The following is a 15,113-nucleotide window of genomic DNA, read 5'->3' on the forward strand; positions in this document are numbered from 1 at the left end:
AAATGAAACCCGCACGCACCGGAAGGTTGAAACGTCAGGAACAACATGCCAGCTTCGTCAGCTGGCGTTTTGCGTTGCTTTGCGGGGGGATTCTGATCTGTCTGATCGGCCTGATGCTGCGCACCGCCTATCTCCAGGTCATTGCGCCAGATAAGCTGGTGCGTGAAGGCGACATGCGCTCCCTGCGTGTGCAGGAAGTTCCGACCGCGCGTGGGATGATTAGCGATCGCGCGGGCCGTCCGTTGGCGGTCAGTGTCCCGGTCAATGCCATCTGGGCCGATCCCAAGGAAGTGAACGACCACGGCGGCATTGCGCTTGATACGCGCTGGAAAGCGCTGGCCGATGCGCTGGACATGCCGCTCGACCAAATCGCCACTAAGGTTAACGCTAACCCTAACGGTCGCTTCGTTTATCTGGCGCGTCAGATAAACCCCGCCATCGGCGAATACATTCATAAACTAAAACTGCCGGGCATCAATCTGCGTCAGGAGTCGCGTCGCTACTACCCGTCAGGTCCGGTGACCTCTCATCTCATCGGCTTCACCAACATCGACGGACAGGGAATCGAAGGGATCGAGAAGAGTTTCGACCGCTGGCTGACCGGCCAACCGGGCGAGCGCACCGTGCGTAAAGACCGGTTTGGGCGCGTTATCGAGGATATCTCCTCCGTCGACAGTCAGGCCGCGCACAACCTGATGCTGAGCATCGACGAACGCCTGCAGGCGCTGGTGTACCGNGAGCTGAATAACGCGGTCGCCTTTAACAAGGCGGAGTCCGGCACCGCCGTGTTGGTCGACGTCAACACCGGCGAAGTGCTGGCGATGGCCAATAGCCCGGCTTATAACCCCAATAACCTATCCGGCACCTCCAACGACGTCATCCGCAACCGCGCCATTACCGATATCTTTGAACCGGGTTCCACGGTGAAGCCGATGGTGGTTATGTCCGCGCTACAGCGCAACGTGGTGAAAGAGAACAGCGTTCTGAATACGCTGCCTTATTACATCAACGGACACGAAATCAAAGATGTGGCGCGTTACAACGAACTAACGTTGACGGGCGTGCTTCAGAAATCGAGCAATGTCGGCGTATCCCGACTGTCGCTGGCAATGCCTTCCTCAGTGTTAGTGGATACTTACTCTCGTTTTGGGCTGGGTAAACCCACCAACCTCGGGTTGGTCGGTGAAAGCTCCGGGCTGTTTCCTCATCGTCAGCGCTGGGCGGATATCGAGCGTGCCACCTTCTCATTTGGCTACGGTCTGATGGTCACGCCGCTGCAACTGGCGCGGATGTACGCCACAATCGGCAGCTTCGGCATCTATCGTCCTCTTTCCATTACCAAAGTCGACCCGCCAGTGTCGGGAGAACGTATCTTCCCGGACAACATCGTACGCACCGTGGTGCACATGATGGAAAGCGTCGCGCTGCCGGGCGGCGGCGGCTCAAAAGCGGCAATTAAAGGCTATCGCATCGCGATCAAGACCGGTACGGCGAAAAAAGTCGGGCCGGACGGTAAGTACGTCAACAAATACATCGCTTACACCGCCGGTGTTGCCCCGGCCAGTAATCCCCGCTTTGCGCTGGTCGTGGTCATCAATGACCCGCAGGCCGGGAAATACTACGGCGGTGCGGTCTCTGCGCCGGTATTCGGCGCCATCATGGGCGGCGTGCTTCGCACCATGAACATCGAGCCGGATGCCCTGGCGACGGGGGAGAAAAATGAATTCGTTATTAACCGAAAAGAGGGCTCAGGTGACAGATCGTAATTTGCACGATTTGCTGGCGCCGTGGGTTGCCAACGCTCCCGAGCGCGCGCTGCGGGAGATGACGCTGGACAGTCGCATTGCCGCGGCGGGCGACGTCTTTGTCGCTATCGNCGGACACCAGACCGACGGGCGACGCTATATTGNGCAGGCCATCGCTCAAGGCGTGGCTGCGGTGATTGCCCAGGCGGATGAGGAAAATCCGGAAGGCACCGTGTGTGAAAAGCACGGCGTACCGGTGATTTATCTGGATGAACTCAATCAGCGGCTTTCGGCGCTGGCGGGACGTTTCTACCATCAGCCAGCGGAGAGACTTCGCCTGGTCGGCGTGACCGGCACCAACGGCAAAACGACCACCAGTCAGCTGTTAGCGCAGTGGAGTCAGGCGCTGGGGGAAACCAGCGCGGTGATGGGCACTATCGGCAACGGCTTGCTGGGACGAGAAGCCCCGGCGGAAAACACCACGGGATCGGCCATCGGCGTACAACAGACGCTCAGCCAATTGGCTGATGCGGGCGCAACGTTCGCCGCGATGGAAGTTTCTTCCCACGGACTGGTTCAGCATCGCGTTGCCGCGCTGCCCTTCGCCGCCGCCGTATTTACCAATCTGAGCCGCGACCATCTCGACTATCACGGCGACATGGCGCATTACGAAGAAGCCAAATGGGCGCTCTTCGCGGAACATCAGGTCGGTGAAGCTATCATCAACGCGGACGACGAAGTGGGTCGACGCTGGCTGAGCCGGCTTCCTGACGCGGTAGCCGTGACGCTGGGATCGTCGCGTCCAGAGGGCCGCAGCCGTTGGCTGCAAGTGAAAAGCGTGGAGTATCACGACAGCGGTTTTACCGCGCAGGTGGATTCCAGCTGGGGGCAAACCACTGTTCACAGTCGCCTGATGGGCGAGTTCAACGTCAGCAATATGATGCTGGCGCTGGCGACGCTGCTGGCGCTGGGCTATCCGCTGGAACAGTTGGCTGAAACATCCGCGTCGATCCAACCGGTGTGCGGCAGGATGGAAGTCTTCCACGCCGAAGGCAAACCGACCGTCGTGGTGGATTATGCGCACACACCCGATGCTTTGGAAAAGGCGCTGGAGGCCGCGAGACTGCACTGTCAGGGGCAACTCTGGTGCGTGTTTGGCTGCGGCGGCGATCGTGACAAAGGTAAGCGCCCACTCATGGGCGCGGTAGCGGAACAGCTGGCCGACCGGGTCATCGTGACGGACGACAACCCGCGCAGCGAAGCGCCGCAGGCTATCGTCAAAGACATCCTCAGCGGCCTGATGGACGCCGGCCGTGTTCAGACGATTGAAGGTCGGACGGCGGCGGTCAGCAGTGCGGTGATGCACGCGGGGCCGGATGACGTGGTGCTGGTGGCCGGTAAAGGTCACGAAGATTATCAGATCGTGGGCAATCAACGGCTGGATTACTCCGACCGTCTGACGGTCGCGCGTCTGTTGGGAGTGGTGGCATGATTCGCGTAACGCTTAGCCAATTGGCGAACGTTTTAAACGCCCGTCTGGAAGGGGACGATCTGGCGATCGACGCCGTCTCGACGGATACCCGCCATCTGGCCGATGGCTGCCTGTTCGTGGCGCTGCAGGGTGAGAAATTCGATGCCCACGACTACGCCGAGAATGCGATCAGCCAGGGCGCGGCAGCACTGTTGGTGAGTAAGCGCTTACCTGTTTCGGCGCCGCAACTCATCGTGAAAGATACGCGGCTGGCGCTGGGCGCGTTGGCTGCCTGGGTACGGCAGCAATCATCGGCTCNCGTCGTCGCCCTGACCGGTTCGTCCGGGAAGACGTCGGTCAAAGAGATGACTGCGGCAATCTTGCGGCAGTGCGGCAACGTTCTTTATACCGCCGGGAATCTGAACAACGACATCGGCGTGCCGCTGACGCTGCTGCGACTGACGTCGGAACACGATTTCGCCGTCATTGAACTGGGCGCGAACCACATCGGCGAGATCGCCTACACCGCTGACCTCACGCGGCCGGAAACGGCGCTGGTCAACAATATTGCGGCCGCGCATCTGGAAGGGTTCGGGTCGCTGGCCGGCGTCGCGCAGGCCAAAGGCGAGATCTTCAACGGTCTTCCCGCCGACGGCGTCGCTATTCTGAACGCTGACAGTAACGACTGGCCGCACTGGCAAACGACCCTGACGCAGAAAACCGTCTGGCGCTTTTCGCCGGAAGCCGCAGAGGATGTGAACTTTTTCGCCAGCGACGTCGTCGTGACGGCGCAGGGCACGACGTTCACCTTGCACAGCCCGTTCGGTGAGATTCAGGTGATGCTGCCGCTGCCGGGCAAACATAATGTTGCCAACGCGCTGGCGGCCGCGGCGCTGGCGATGTCCGTCGGTGCATCGCTGAAGGACGTGAAGTCTGGACTGGCGCAGCTTGAGGCGGTGCCGGGACGTTTGTTCCCGCTCTCTCTGGGCGGTGAGCAGCGGGTGCTGGACGACAGTTACAACGCCAACGTCGGCTCCCTGACGGCGGCGGTACAGGTACTGGCGGATATGCCGGGGTATCGGGTACTGGTCGTCGGTGACATGGCGGAGTTGGGGCGGGAAGCCGAAGCGTGCCACCGGCAGGTCGGCGAGGCCGCGCGGATCGCCGGTATCGACCGCGTGCTGAGCGTCGGCACGTTAAGCGAATTGATTAGCCAGGCCAGCGGTCAGGGCGAACATTTTCAGGATAAAGCCGCGGTGGTCGCCCGTCTTCGGGCGCTATTGGCGGAACACACAGTGATTACCATTTTAATAAAAGGCTCACGCAGCGCTGCGATGGAGCAGGTAGTACGGGCATTACAGGAGAAGGCAACATGTTAGTGTGGCTGGCCGAACAACTGGTCAAATTTTATTCCGGCTTCAACGTCTTTTCCTACCTGACGTTTCGAGCCATTGTCAGCCTGCTGACTGCATTAGTGATCTCGCTCTGGATGGGGCCTCATTTGATCGCCTGGTTGCAGCGTTTACAGATTGGGCAGGTCGTTCGTAGCGAAGGGCCGGAGTCGCACTTCAGCAAACGCGGTACGCCGACGATGGGCGGCGTGATGATACTGGCGTCGATCACGATTTCCGTACTGCTATGGGTGAATCTTTCGAATCCGTACGTCTGGTGCGTGCTGTTGGTGCTGCTGGGGTACGGCATCGTCGGATTCGTGGACGATTACCGCAAGGTCGTGCGCAAAGATACCAAAGGGCTGATCGCGCGCTGGAAGTATTTCTGGCAGTCGCTATTGGCGCTGATCGTCGCTTTCTCCATGTACGCCATTGGCAAAGACACGCCGGCGACGCAGCTGGTCGTGCCGTTCTTTAAAGACATCATGCCGCAACTGGGGTTGATGTACGTGGTTTTGGCTTACTTCGTCATTGTCGGCACCAGCAACGCCGTCAACCTGACCGACGGTCTGGATGGCTTGGCGATTATGCCGACGGTGTTTGTCGCCGCGGGCTTCGGGCTGGTGGCGTGGGCGACCGGGAACATGAACTTCGCCAACTATCTGCATATTCCGTACATCCGTCATGCCAGCGAACTGGTGGTGGTATGCACGGCGATAGTCGGCGCGGGGCTTGGGTTTCTGTGGTTCAACACCTATCCGGCGCAGGTCTTTATGGGCGACGTCGGTTCGCTGGCGCTGGGCGGCGCGCTCGGGACGATCGCCGTGTTGCTGCGTCAGGAATTTTTACTGGTGATCATGGGGGGCGTGTTCGTGGTCGAAACGCTGTCGGTGATCCTACAGGTTGGCTCCTTTAAGCTGCGCGGCCAGCGGATTTTCCGCATGGCGCCGATACATCACCACTATGAGCTTAAAGGGTGGCCGGAACCGCGCGTGATTGTGCGATTCTGGATTATTTCTCTGATGCTGGTGCTCATTGGACTGGTCACACTGAAGGTACGGTAACGACATGGACTATCAGGGTAAAAAAGTCGTCATTATCGGGTTGGGCCTGACCGGGCTATCCTGTGTTGATTTCTTCCTCACGCGCGGGGTGACGCCTCGTGTGGTGGATACCCGTGTCAGTCCGCCCGGTCTGGATAAACTACCTGAACAGGTCGAGCGCTACGTAGGCGGATTAAGGGACGAGTGGCTCATGGACGCCGACCTGATCGTGGCCAGCCCCGGCATTGCTCTGGCGACGCCCGCATTATGCAGCGCCGCAGACGCAGGTATTGAGATTGTTGGCGATATCGAGCTGTTTTGCCGCGAGGCGCAGGCGCCCATCGTCGCGATCACGGGGTCGAACGGTAAAAGCACCGTCACCACGCTCATGGGGGAAATGGCGCGTGCGGCCGGTTGGTCGGTGGGCGTCGGCGGCAACATCGGCGTTCCGGCGCTGGAGCTGCTCAAGCAGGAGTGTCAGCTCTATGTACTGGAGCTTTCCAGCTTCCAGTTGGAAACGACCTCTAGCCTGCACGCGGCGGCGGCCACCATTCTGAACGTCACGGAAGATCATTCCAATCGTTATCCGCTGGGGCTGCAACAGTACCGTGCCGCCAAACTGCGTATCTACGAAAACGCCGCCGTCTGCGTGGTGAATGCCGATGATGCGCTGACCATGCCGGTGCGCGGCGCCGACGATCGCTGCCTGAGCTTCGGCGTCGATGTGGGCAACTATCACCTGAATCGGCAGCAGGGCGAAACCTGGCTGCGGGTTAATGGAGAGCGCGTGATCAATACGCGCGAAATCAAATTGGTCGGTCAGCACAACTATACCAACGCGCTTGCCGCGCTGGCGCTGGCCGATACGGTGGGTATTCCGCGCGCTTCGGCGCTGGCGGCGCTCACCGACTTCACCGGTCTGGCGCATCGTTTCCAACTGGTGCTGGATCGCAACGATGTGCGTTGGATCAACGACTCGAAGGCGACCAACGTCGGCAGCACCGAGGCGGCGTTGAGCGGGCTGCACATCGACGGCACGCTGCATCTGCTGCTGGGCGGAGACGGTAAGTCCGCCGACTTCTCCCCGCTGAAGCCTTATCTTCAGGGCGATAACGTGCGGCTGTACTGTTTTGGTCGCGATGGCGATCTGTTGGCGGCGCTGCGCCCGGATATCGCCCTGCGTACCGAGACGATGGCGCAGGCGATGACGCAGATTTCCCAGCAGGTCCGCCCGGGAGACGCAGTGTTGCTGTCCCCGGCCTGTGCGAGTCTGGATCAGTTCCGCAGTTTTGAGCAGCGCGGCGATGAATTTGCACGTTTGGCGGAGGAACTGGGCTGATGCGAATGGCGGCGATAGTGGAACGATTGAGACGCTGGGTCATGGGAACGCGCGAAAGCGATAACCTCAGCGCCGTGCTATACGATCGTACGCTGCTGTGGCTGACGCTCGGACTGGCAGTCATCGGTTTCGTGATGGTGACATCCGCTTCCATGCCAGTGGGTCAGCGTCTGGCTGGCGACCCGTTCTTGTTCGCCAAGCGCGACGGGCTTTATCTTGCGTTGGCCTTTGGTTTGTCGCTGATCACCATGCGGGTGCCGATGGGCGTGTGGCAACGCTACAGCCCGCTTTTGCTGCTGGTGGCGATGGTTTTGCTGCTGGTTGTGCTGGTGGNGGGGAGTTCGGTCAACGGGGCGTCCCGTTGGATATCGCTGGGGCCGTTGCGCATCCAGCCAGCCGAACTGTCGAAGCTGGCGCTGTTTTGCTACCTCTCCAGCTACATGGTGCGCAAAGTGGAAGAGGTACGAAACAATTTCTGGGGATTCTGCAAACCGATGGGTGTGATGGTGGTGCTGGCGGTGCTGCTGCTGGCGCAGCCTGACCTCGGCACGGTGGTCGTGTTGTTCATCACGACGCTGGCCATGCTGTTCCTGGCGGGCGCCAAACTCTGGCAGTTTCTGGCGATTATCGGCAGCGGCATCTTCGCGGTCTGTCTGCTGATAATTGCGGAACCGTACCGTATTCGCCGCGTGACATCTTTCTGGAATCCCTGGGATGATCCGTTCGGCAGCGGCTATCAGTTGACGCAGTCGTTGATGGCATTCGGACGAGGCGAAATATGGGGGCAAGGACTGGGAAATTCGATTCAAAAACTGGAATATCTGCCGGAAGCGCACACTGACTTTATTTTCTCCATTTTAGGCGAAGAACTGGGCTATATCGGTGTGGTTTTGGCGTTGTTAATGATATTCTTCGTCGCCTTTCGGGCGATGTCGATTGGACGGCGCGCGCTGCAGATTGATCAGCGCTTTTCAGGGTTTCTGGCGTGTTCCATCGGCATTTGGTTCAGTTTCCAAACATTGGTCAATGTAGGAGCCGCGGCGGGCATGTTGCCGACCAAAGGGTTAACCCTGCCGCTGGTCAGTTACGGGGGGTCCAGTCTGTTGATTATGTCGACCGCCATCGTACTGCTGTTACGCATAGATTATGAGACGCGCCTGACGAAAGCGCAGGCGTTTACGAGGAGTGCCCGATGAGTGGCGAAGGCAAGCGTCTGATGGTGATGGCGGGCGGAACTGGGGGGCATGTGTTCCCTGGACTGGCCGTGGCGCATCATCTGATGGCGCAGGGATGGCAAGTGCGCTGGTTAGGCACCGCTGACCGTATGGAAGCCGATTTGGTGCCCAGGCACGGTATTGAAATTGATTTTATCCGCATTTCTGGCCTGCGCGGAAAAGGGTTAAAAGCGCTGATTTGCGCGCCGCTGCGTATTTTCCGCGCGGTGCGTCAGGCGCGGGCGATCATGCGCGAGTACCAGCCGGACGTCGTACTAGGTATGGGCGGTTATGTTTCCGGTCCCGGCGGCTTGGCGGCGTGGCTGTGTGGTATTCCGGTGGTGTTGCATGAACAGAACGGCATCGCCGGGCTGACTAATCGCTGGTTGTCGCGTATTGCAAAAACGGTCTTGCAGGCATTTCCGGGCGCGTTTCCCAAAGCGCCCGTCGTCGGAAATCCGGTGCGGACCGACGTGTTGGCGCTGCCGTCTCCGGCGGAGCGTCTGGCGGAGCGGTGCGGGCCTATCCGTGTGCTGGTTATCGGCGGCAGTCAGGGCGCTCGGGTCTTGAACCAGACGTTGCCAGGCGTGGCCGCTACGCTGGGCGACAGAATCACGATTTGGCATCAGACCGGCAAAGGCGCGCAGGCTGACGTTCAGGCCGCATACGCAATAGCCGGACAACCGCAGCACAACGTCGTCGAGTTTATCGATGATATGGCGGCGGCATATGCCTGGGCCGACGTCGTCGTTTGCCGCTCCGGGGCGCTGACGGTCAGTGAGATCGCCGCCGCCGGCTTGCCGGCGCTTTTCGTGCCGTTCCAGCATAAGGATCGGCAGCAGTATTGGAACGCGTTGCCGTTGGAACGGGCAGGCGCGGCCAAAATTATCGAGCAGGCCGATATCAGCGTTGACGCCGTCAGCGATGTATTGGGCGGCTGGGACCGCGCTACGCTGCGCGACATGGCCGAAAAGGCCCAAACGGTCGCCATTCCTGATGCGACCGCGCGCGTTGCGGCTGAAGTCGTGGCGGCGGTTCAACATTAATCATGACATCGCTGGACACAGGACGGCGATCAAATAGGTAGCGATAGGTAAAAGNGAATACACAACAACTGGCGAAACTGCGTTCAATCGTGCCCGAGATGCACCGTGTCCGGCACATCCACTTTGTTGGCATCGGTGGTGCCGGCATGGGCGGTATCGCCGAAGTTCTGGTTAATGAAGGCTATGAGATTAGCGGCTCCGATCTGGCGCCGAATGCGGTCACGCAGCAGTTGAGCGACCTGGGCGCGCAGATCTATTTCCACCATCGTCCAGAAAATGTGAATGGCGCGAGCGTGGTGGTTGTATCCACCGCCATTTCCGGCGACAACCCGGAAATCATCGCCGCGAAGGAAGCGCGTATCCCGGTGATTCGTCGAGCGGAAATGCTGGCGGAACTGATGCGCTTTCGTCACGGCATCGCGGTCGCGGGTACGCACGGCAAAACAACGACGACGGCGATTGTCACCAGTATTTATGCGGAAGCCGGGCTGGACCCCACATTCGTCAATGGCGGGCTGGTAAAAGCGGCGGGTACGCATGCGCGACTGGGATCCAGTCGCTACCTGATCGCAGAAGCGGATGAAAGCGATGCGTCTTTCCTGCATCTACAGCCGATGGCGGCGATTGTGACCAATATCGAAGCCGATCATATGGATACGTATCAGGGCGATTTCGAGAACCTGAAGCAGACGTTTATCAACTTTCTGCACAACCTGCCGTTTTATGGGCACGCGGTGATGTGTCTGGACGATCAGGTTGTTCGCGAACTGCTGCCGCGTGTGGGACGCCACGTGACGACGTACGGATTCTGCGACGATGCCGATGTGCGTATCGCCAGCTACCGTCAGGTGGGGGCGCAGGGCCACTTTACATTGGAGCGTCAGGGGAAACCACTGCTGCACGTAACCCTGAATGCGCCGGGTCGCCACAATGCGTTGAACGCGGCGGCGGCGGTTGCTATCGCATCAGAAGAAGGTATTGAAGACGACGCGATCCTGCGGGCGCTCGAGCGTTTCGAAGGCACCGGCCGCCGTTTCGACTTCCTGGGCGAATATTCTCTGGAGCCGGTGAACGGTAAAAGCGGCGCGGTCATGTTGGTGGATGACTATGGCCATCATCCCACCGAAGTGGACGCTACGATCAAAGCGGCGCGGGCGGGCTGGCCGGAAAAAAGGCTGGTGATGATTTTCCAGCCTCACCGCTATACGCGTACGCGTGATTTGTACGACGACTTCGCGCACGTGCTGTCTCAGGTGGACGTGTTACTGATGCTGGACGTTTATTCGGCAGGAGAAACGCCTATTCCAGGGGCAGATAGCCGCTCTTTATGCCGTACAATTCGCGGAAGAGGTAAGATTGATCCGATTTTAGTGCCGGATATAGAGAGTTTACCTGAATTGTTGGCACCGGCGCTGCAAGATGGGGACCTCGTGATGGTTCAGGGCGCGGGTAATATCGGCAAACTGGCCCGCAAGCTGGCGGATTCACGCCTACAGCCGCAGGTCAGAGGGTAAACCGGAATGACTGAAAAGGTTGCTGTATTGCTAGGGGGATCATCCGCAGAACGCGATATCTCTTTGCTCTCTGGGCAGGCCGTATTGGCCGGTTTGCGGGAAGCTGGAGTGGATGCGCGAGCGATAGATCCCCGCGATTTCCCGGTCAGTTTCCTTAAAGAACAAGGGTTTAGTCGGATATTTATTGCGCTTCACGGGCGTGGAGGCGAAGACGGTTCCATGCAGGGCGCGTTGGAGCAACTGGGGCTGCCGTATACCGGCAGCGGCGTCATGGCGTCGGCGCTTACGATGGATAAATGTCGCACCAAACAGATTTGGCAGGCGTCAAATTTACCGGTAGCGCCTTATATCGTGCTGAATCGGCGTCAGTTTCAGCGCAGTAATCCATCTGGTTTGCTAGAGTTAGTAGAACCTCTCGGTATGCCTTTGATTGTCAAGCCGAGTCGGGAGGGTTCCAGCGTTGGAATGAGCAAAGTCGAGCAGGCTGATGCATTACCTACGGCGCTGGAAGCGGCCTTCAATCATGACGAAAATGTGATGGTGGAAAAGTGGTTGAGCGGTCCGGAGTTTACGGTGGCTATTCTCGGTGACGAAACACTGCCGTCGATCCGCATTGAGACGACAGGCACGTTTTACGATTATCAGGCGAAGTACGCGTCGGAAGACACTCGCTATTTCTGCCCAAGCGGTTTGACGGCGGAGCAGGAAAGCGAACTGGCTTCCCTGTCTCTGGCGGCCTATCGCGCGCTGGACTGCAGCGGTTGGGGACGGGTTGATGTAATGATGGATGACGGCAGATTTTACCTGTTAGAGGTCAATACCTCGCCGGGCATGACCGAGCACAGTCTGGTGCCGATGGCTGCCAGACAGCATGGCCTGACGTTTCCACAATTGGTGACACGCATTTTGGAGCTGGCGAGCTGATATGTCGCAAGCGGCGCTTAACACACGCGGACGCGAGCCCGAATCCAACGGCGCGCGTCGCAGCAACGGCGGCCAACTGGCGGGCATGATTTTCCTGCTGATGGTGGTGGGCACCATCGCCTGGGGTAGCTGGATGGTGGTGGGGTGGATGAAAGACGCCAGCCGGCTGCCGCTGTCCCGGCTGGTGGTGACGGGAGAAAGAATCTACACCACCAACGACGACATTCGTCAGGCGATACTGTCGCTCGGGGCGCCGGGCACGTTTATGACGCAGGACGTTAACGTCATTCAGCAGCAGATTGAACGGCTGCCGTGGATTAAACAGGCCAGCGTACGCAAGCAGTGGCCGGACGAATTAAAGATTCATCTGGTTGAATACGTGCCTTTCGCACGTTGGAATGACCAACTGATGGTTGACAGCGATGGAAACGCATTCAGCGTACCGGCGGAACGTATCGGTAATAAAAAGATGCCGATGCTGTACGGACCGGAAGGCAGCGAAGCCGACGTGCTGGAAGGGTATCGAAACATTAACCAGATACTGAGCGCCGGCAAGTTTCAGCTGAAAATGGTTGCGATGACCGCGCGCCATTCCTGGCAGGTCGGTCTGGAAGACGATATCCGCCTGCAGTTGGGACGCGACGATCAGGCTCGCCGTCTGGCGCGATTTATTGAGTTGTATCCGCTTCTTCAACAGCAGGNGAAGGACGGAAACAAGCGGATTAACTATGTGGATCTGCGTTACGACTCAGGCGCGGCGGTAGGTTGGGGTCCGGCGTTTATCGATCAGCAAGAAGACATTGATCGTCACCAAAACGGTAATCAGCAACAGAATCAGGCACAGGCTAAACAGCAATGATCAAGTCGACGGACAGAAAACTGGTAGTTGGGCTGGAAATCGGTACAGCAAAAGTGGCTGCGCTGGTAGGGGAAGTTCTGCCCGATGGCATGGTCAATATTATCGGTGTGGGTAGCTGCCCGTCACGGGGTATGGATAAAGGCGGCGTGAACGACCTGGAGTCGGTGGTGAAATGCGTACAGCGCGCCATCGACCAGGCAGAGTTGATGGCAGACTGCCAGATCTCATCGGTTTATCTGGCGCTGTCCGGCAAACATATCAGCTGCCAGAACGAGATTGGCATGGTGCCGATCTCCGAAGAAGAAGTGACGATGGACGATGTGGAAAGCGTCGTCCACACGGCGAAATCCGTTCGCGTACGCGATGAACATCGCATCCTGCACGTCATTCCGCAGGAATACGCGATCGACTACCAGGAAGGCATCAAGAATCCGGTAGGGTTGTCCGGCGTGCGTATGCAGGCAAAGGTGCATTTGATCACCTGCCATAACGATATGGCGAAGAACATCGTCAAAGCCGTTGAGCGTTGCGGACTGAAAGTCGACCAGCTGATTTTCGCCGGACTGGCATCCAGCTATGCGGTGCTGACTGAAGACGAACGTGAACTGGGCGTCTGCGTCGTTGATATCGGCGGCGGCACCATGGACATGGCGGTCTATACTGGCGGCGCGCTGCGTCACACCAAGGTGATTCCGTACGCAGGTAATGTGGTCACCAGCGATATTGCTTACGCTTTTGGTACTCCGCCTACGGACGCCGAGGCGATCAAAGTTCGCTACGGCTGCGCGTTGGGCTCCATCGTGAGCAAAGACGAAGCGGTTGAAGTTCCCAGCGTGGGCGGGCGTCCGCCTCGTAGTCTGCAACGCCAGACGCTGGCTNAAGTCATCGAGCCGCGTTACACCGAGCTGCTGAATCTGGTGAACGACGAGCTATTGCAGTTACAGGAGCAGTTGCGTCAGCAGGGCGTCAAGCATCATCTGGCGGCCGGTATTGTGCTGACGGGGGGAGCCGCACAGATTGATGGCCTGGCCGCATGCGCCCAGCGTGTGTTCCATACGCAGGTGCGTATCGGGCAACCGCTGAACATCACGGGCCTGACGGATTATGCGCAGGAGCCCTACTACTCTACGGCGGTAGGGTTGCTGCACTACGGTAAAGAATCTCACCTGAACGGTGAGCATGAAGTAGAAAAACGCGCCTCAGTGAGCCATTGGTTTAAGCGACTGAATAGCTGGCTGAGAAAAGAATTTTAACGGTTATCAAAAGAGATCCAGGCACAGCTTTTTTGATCTCGAAGTAACACAGGCATAAGACGGAGAGAAACTATGTTTGAACCTATGGAATTAACCAACGACGCGGTGATAAAAGTCATCGGCGTCGGTGGCGGCGGCGGTAACGCGGTCGAGCATATGGTGCGTGAGCGCATTGAAGGCGTTGAGTTCTTTGCGGTTAACACTGACGCGCAGGCACTGCGTAAAACGGCGGTTGGGCAGACCATTCAGATCGGTAGCGGTATTACCAAAGGTCTGGGTGCTGGGGCTAACCCGGAAGTCGGCCGTAACTCTGCTGAAGAAGACCGCGAGGCGTTGCGCGCATCTCTCGAAGGCGCCGATATGGTATTTATCGCAGCCGGTATGGGCGGTGGTACAGGTACGGGCGCTGCCCCGGTCGTGGCCGAAGTGGCTAAAGATCTCGGCATACTTACTGTTGCTGTCGTGACCAAGCCGTTCAACTTCGAAGGCAAAAAACGCATGGCATTTGCGGAACAGGGCATCGCGGAGCTGTCCAAGCACGTGGATTCCCTGATCACCATCCCGAACGACAAACTGCTGAAAGTACTGGGACGCGGCATTTCCCTGCTGGATGCGTTCGGCGCCGCCAACGACGTGCTGAAAGGGGCGGTTCAAGGTATCGCAGAACTGATTACTCGTCCGGGGTTGATGAACGTCGACTTCGCGGACGTTCGCACGGTGATGTCCGAAATGGGCTATGCCATGATGGGTTCCGGCGTGGCGCGTGGCGAAGACCGTGCGGAAGAAGCGGCCGAAATGGCGATCTCAAGTCCGCTGCTGGAAGATATCGATCTGTCCGGCGCCCGTGGCGTTCTGGTCAACATCACGGCGGGCTTCGACCTGCGTCTGGATGAGTTCGAAACGGTGGGTAATACTATCCGTGCTTTCGCTTCCGACAACGCGACCGTGGTTATCGGTACGTCTCTGGACCCGGAAATGAACGACGAACTGCGCGTCACCGTGGTGGCGACCGGCATCGGCATGGACAAACGTCCGGAAATCACGCTGGTGACCAACAAGCAGAGCAGCCAGCCGGTAATGGACCATCGTTACCAGCAGCATGGCATGTCCCCTCTGCCGCAGGAAAAACCGGCTGCCGCCAAGGTCGTCAACGACCAGAACGCGCAGCCTAACAAAGAGCCGGATTATCTGGATATCCCGGCGTTCCTGCGCAAGCAGGCCGATTAACCGGCCGCTTGGTTGGATTCTCCGCTCTTTGTGCTAAACTGTGCCGCCGGCCTTGGTATAGACTAGGGCCGTTGGTTCGGATTAAAT

At 58.7% G+C, this 15,113-nt stretch carries 12 protein-coding genes; all 12 read left to right on the plus strand.

Annotated features, from left to right (window positions below):
* Positions 1–2 precede the first annotated feature (2 nt).
* The 12 genes from RZ35_RS01410 to ftsZ all read left to right on the plus strand — a co-directional run bounded on the left by RZ35_RS01410 (position 3) and on the right by ftsZ (position 15,026).
* A complete protein-coding gene (locus RZ35_RS01410; protein ID WP_026741702.1) occupies positions 3–1,766 on the plus strand; it encodes a peptidoglycan glycosyltransferase FtsI in 1,764 nt (587 codons plus the stop codon).
* A complete protein-coding gene (gene murE, locus RZ35_RS01415) occupies positions 1,753–3,237 on the plus strand; it encodes a UDP-N-acetylmuramoyl-L-alanyl-D-glutamate--2,6-diaminopimelate ligase (protein ID WP_026741703.1) in 1,485 nt (494 codons plus the stop codon). The genes RZ35_RS01410 and murE overlap by 14 nt, the downstream gene beginning before the upstream one ends.
* Complete coding sequence (gene murF / locus RZ35_RS01420) at positions 3,234–4,595, plus strand: UDP-N-acetylmuramoyl-tripeptide--D-alanyl-D-alanine ligase (protein WP_026741704.1); 1,362 nt, start codon at positions 3,234–3,236, stop codon at positions 4,593–4,595. The genes murE and murF overlap by 4 nt, the downstream gene beginning before the upstream one ends.
* Entirely contained in the window at positions 4,589–5,671 is a 1,083-nt protein-coding gene (gene mraY / locus RZ35_RS01425) for a phospho-N-acetylmuramoyl-pentapeptide-transferase (RefSeq protein ID WP_026741705.1), read from the plus strand. Before murF ends, mraY begins: the two co-directional genes overlap by 7 nt.
* A 4-nt stretch (positions 5,672–5,675) precedes the next feature.
* Complete coding sequence (murD, locus tag RZ35_RS01430; RefSeq protein ID WP_026741706.1) at positions 5,676–6,989, plus strand: UDP-N-acetylmuramoyl-L-alanine--D-glutamate ligase; 1,314 nt, start codon at positions 5,676–5,678, stop codon at positions 6,987–6,989.
* Positions 6,989–8,185: a cell division protein FtsW gene (gene ftsW / locus RZ35_RS01435; protein ID WP_026741707.1), complete on the plus strand. Its 1,197-nt coding sequence runs from the start codon at positions 6,989–6,991 to the stop codon at positions 8,183–8,185. Before murD ends, ftsW begins: the two co-directional genes overlap by 1 nt.
* The gene (gene murG, locus RZ35_RS01440) at positions 8,182–9,249 is read left to right on the plus strand and encodes an undecaprenyldiphospho-muramoylpentapeptide beta-N-acetylglucosaminyltransferase (protein ID WP_026741708.1); all 1,068 of its coding nucleotides are present in this window, start codon (positions 8,182–8,184) and stop codon (positions 9,247–9,249) included. The genes ftsW and murG overlap by 4 nt, the downstream gene beginning before the upstream one ends.
* 98 nt (positions 9,250–9,347) lie before the next feature.
* Positions 9,348–10,763 carry a UDP-N-acetylmuramate--L-alanine ligase gene (gene murC / locus RZ35_RS01445; protein ID WP_051625431.1) on the plus strand — a complete coding sequence of 472 codons (1,416 nt, stop codon included), beginning with the start codon at positions 9,348–9,350 and terminating at the stop codon, positions 10,761–10,763.
* Positions 10,764–10,769: 6 nt separating this feature from the next.
* Positions 10,770–11,687: a D-alanine--D-alanine ligase gene (locus RZ35_RS01450; RefSeq protein WP_026741709.1), complete on the plus strand. Its 918-nt coding sequence runs from the start codon at positions 10,770–10,772 to the stop codon at positions 11,685–11,687.
* A 1-nt stretch (position 11,688) separates the two neighbouring features.
* Positions 11,689–12,546: a cell division protein FtsQ gene (gene ftsQ / locus RZ35_RS01455; RefSeq protein WP_026741710.1), complete on the plus strand. Its 858-nt coding sequence runs from the start codon at positions 11,689–11,691 to the stop codon at positions 12,544–12,546.
* Positions 12,543–13,799 carry a cell division protein FtsA gene (ftsA, locus tag RZ35_RS01460; RefSeq protein ID WP_026741711.1) on the plus strand — a complete coding sequence of 419 codons (1,257 nt, stop codon included), beginning with the start codon at positions 12,543–12,545 and terminating at the stop codon, positions 13,797–13,799. Before ftsQ ends, ftsA begins: the two co-directional genes overlap by 4 nt.
* A 72-nt stretch (positions 13,800–13,871) precedes the next feature.
* Positions 13,872–15,026: a cell division protein FtsZ gene (gene ftsZ / locus RZ35_RS01465; protein WP_026741712.1), complete on the plus strand. Its 1,155-nt coding sequence runs from the start codon at positions 13,872–13,874 to the stop codon at positions 15,024–15,026.
* The last annotated feature ends 87 nt before the right edge of the window (positions 15,027–15,113 follow it).

The organism is Lonsdalea quercina subsp. quercina, from assembly GCF_000688655.1.
In the GTDB taxonomy this organism is placed as follows: domain Bacteria; phylum Pseudomonadota; class Gammaproteobacteria; order Enterobacterales; family Enterobacteriaceae; genus Lonsdalea; species Lonsdalea quercina.